At 67.3% G+C, this 3,092-nt stretch carries 3 protein-coding genes; all 3 read left to right on the top strand.

What is annotated here, in order from left to right; genetic code table 11:
* The coding region (locus DBR34_RS19085; RefSeq protein WP_181394078.1) for a DUF4123 domain-containing protein at positions 1-790 on the top strand (790 nt) is incomplete at its 5' end.
* A gap of 46 nt (positions 791-836) precedes the next feature.
* Positions 837-1,343 (top strand): hypothetical protein, encoded by a 507-nt coding sequence (locus DBR34_RS19080; RefSeq protein WP_181394076.1) that lies wholly within the window; start codon positions 837-839, stop codon positions 1,341-1,343.
* Between the two features lie 69 nt (positions 1,344-1,412).
* Positions 1,413-3,092 (top strand): DUF2235 domain-containing protein (locus DBR34_RS19075; RefSeq protein WP_219928345.1); only part of this gene is annotated, 1,680 nt, incomplete at its 3' end.

The raw sequence follows: 3,092 nt of genomic DNA, 5'->3' as shown, positions 1-3,092 counted from the left end.
GCTCGACGGTGCCCAGTGCGACGCACCGCAGGCCGTGCTGCAGTTCCTGCCGCATGCGGCGTCGCGCCTGTTCGATGGGCTGTTGGCCGATGGCAGCGCCGACACCTCGGTGTACCTGTCACGGCTGCCTCCCGAGCTCCCGGCGGAAGCCGTGCTGCTGCGCCTGGATGGCCACGCCAAGGCGCTCGGCGCCGCCACGGTGATCGAATCCGCGTTGACGCAGGACGTGCTGCTGCAGCGCCTGTCGCGCCGGCTGGACGCGCGCTATCCCAACGGCAAGGAATTCCTGGCCCGGTTCTACGACGGGCGCGTGCTGCCCTGGTGGGTGCAGGCGCTGGACCGCGAACAGCGGGAGGTGTTCCTCGCGGTGGGGGAGCGCTGGCATTACGTGACCCACGATCACCGCTGGGACACCCTGGTGCTGACCTGCCCGGACATCGATCCGCACCTGCTGCCATGGACGCTGGAAGCCGAACAGCGCCGCGTGCTGATCGATTCGGCCTACCCCTACACGCTGATCGAGCATTACCAGTTGACCGATCCGGAACTGCTCGATCGCCTGCCGTCGGCCAACTTGTACGGGTTCCTGCGCGGCGCGGTGGCGCTGGCCGCCCGGTTCGGCATCGAAGACAGCCGACGGGTGCTGATGGTGTGCACCTGGGCGTTGCTGGCTGGCGATGACCTGGCCGACGACCCGGCCTGGCAGCAGCGATTGCAGGACTTCGCCGATGGCCGCCGCACCGCGAAGCAGATCGGCGATGAGGTCTGGCCGATGGAGGAAACCTGGTGATCCCTTTTCGTTCGTACCCCGTTGGCCTGTCTGTCGTGGAGCCTGCATGTTGAGTCTCAAGTCGTTTACCTGGATCGCGCTCGCGGCGCTGGCCATCGTGCTGATCGGCGCGGGCTGCTCGCGTGCGATGGCCAAGAGCAAGCCGAAGTCGCCGTACCTGACGCTGTTCGCGTTCAATTACAGCGACCGCTACCTGTATGACACGCGGGTGGATGGCAAGTGGATGGGCGGAATATCGGCCTATACCAACAGTGGTTCGGTGATGGGACCGCTTGCGCCACGCACCGACAAACCGATCACGCTCAACGTCACCTGGGAGCTGTCCGGCCGTTACGACCTGAAGACCAACACCTACGTGGACGTCGGCCCGCGTGAGCCGAAATCGGCGCAGGTAACGGTGCGCCAGCCGTACCCGGCCGACCCGCACACGCTGTTGCTGCACTTCTACCAGGACGGGCACGTGGAAGCCGAACTGCTGGAGCGCGGCAAGGATCCCTGGGACCTGCGCCGCGAGAAGATCCCCGAGGGCCATATCGCGAACCAGGGCCTGTAAGTACGCGTTGCCCGTTCTCCAAGGAAGCCATCCGGTGCCCGCACCGGTAGATGAAGGAGTGCATTGCCGATGACCGCCACCGATCCCACCGCCATTCCCGGCCAGGTAGACCTGGAGCCCGGCTCGCCCGAGCCGGTGGCCGACGCCGATCCCACGGCGCGCACCGCGCGGCTGGCCCGGGGCACCCGGCCCATGACCGATGCCGAGCGCCAGCAACGGCAGGCCGCACAGAGCTGTACGCTGCCCGAGAAGGAAGAGGCCACCACCGGTTGCAGCCAGTCGCTGCAGGTCACGATCTACTTCGACGGCACCGGCAACAACCGCGATGCGGAGATGGGCAAACCGGACGACCAGCGCGCGCTGTCCAACATCGCCCGCCTGTACAACGCCCGCATCGATGGCCACCGCAACGTGCTGTCCACGTACCTGGCCGGGGTAGGTACCCCGTGCCCGGAGGTGGGCGACAGCGGTGGCATGCTGGGACTGGCGATCGGCAAGGGCGGGCGCGAGCGCATCGACCATGCGCTGGAGCAGCTGGATACCTTCATCACCCAGCAGGCGGCGCAGATGCGCATCGTGGTGGTGAACGTGTCGGTGTTCGGCTTCTCACGCGGCGCGGCGCAGGCCCGTGGGTTCATCCGCGACCTGGTGGCGCTGTGCAAGCGCCAGCCAGACGGCACCTGGATGTACAACAAGACCGTGCCGATGCGGATCGGGTTCGCTGGCCTGTACGACACGGTGGTGTCGGTGTGGCCGTCCCTGGCGCATGCCGCCGTGAATGCGGGCAACGGCCATAACGGCTGGGGCGAGGGCATGCGCATTCCGCCGATGGTGGTGCAGTCGGTGCACATGACCGCCGCGCACGAGCTGCGCGGTCAGTTCCCGCTGGACTCCACCCGCGACGATGCACGCTATCCCGACAATACCCAGGAGATCTGGTACCCGGGCGTGCACTCCGACGTGGGCGGCGGCTACGATCCGCAGCACCAGGGGCGCCAGAACAGCATCGCGCGTTTCGCGTTGAACGAGATGTACGACATTGCCCTGGCCGGGGGCGTGCTGCTGCACCCGCTGACACGGCTGGACCCGTCGGTCCGGGCGGAGTTCGACAAGTCCGATCCCGAGCTGCAGGCGGTGTACAACGCCTACCTGCAGGCGATCCGGGTCAAGCGGGGACGCATGGAAGACGTGCAGGCCGCGCACATGGAGCTGCTGCACCGCTGGTTGAAGGTGCGGGTGGCGCGCGGCGACAAGCTGCCGTCGATGCAGCGTCTGCAGGAGCGCCAGGACGCGCTGGATGCGGAGGTGAAGACCTTGCGCCGGCGCCGCGCGCAGCTGGGCGACCCGTATGCCCGCGATGGCGGCCCCAGCGACATGAGCAGCGAACAGTTGGCCGAATGGAACCGGGTCTCCGATGAATTGAGCGCGCGCAACGATGCGCTGTCGGAGGTCAAGAAGCAGCGCAAGGGCCTGGCCAGCGAGACCGACACGCTGGTCGGGAAGATGGTCGCGCTGCGACGCAAGCGCGAGCGTGGCAAGCGCCTCACCCTGGCCGAGCGCACCATGCTCGATGCCTGGGACAACAAGCAGCTGCTGCCCGAAGCGGTGGAGACGTTCTTCGATGGCTACGGCCACGACTCCATCTCGCACTGGTTCATCGGCAACCTGGCGATGTGGCGGGTGCTGTACTTCGGCGATACCAAGTACAAGCCGGGCGAAGTCGAGGAGGGCGCTGCCGCGCCCCAGGCG

It is taken from the genome of Stenotrophomonas sp. HMWF003 (genome assembly GCF_003061285.1).
Classification (GTDB): Bacteria; Pseudomonadota; Gammaproteobacteria; order Xanthomonadales; family Xanthomonadaceae; genus Stenotrophomonas; species Stenotrophomonas maltophilia_AP.
The sequence above is the reverse complement of the archived record's forward strand: the minus strand, read 5'-3'. Positions and strand labels throughout refer to the sequence as shown.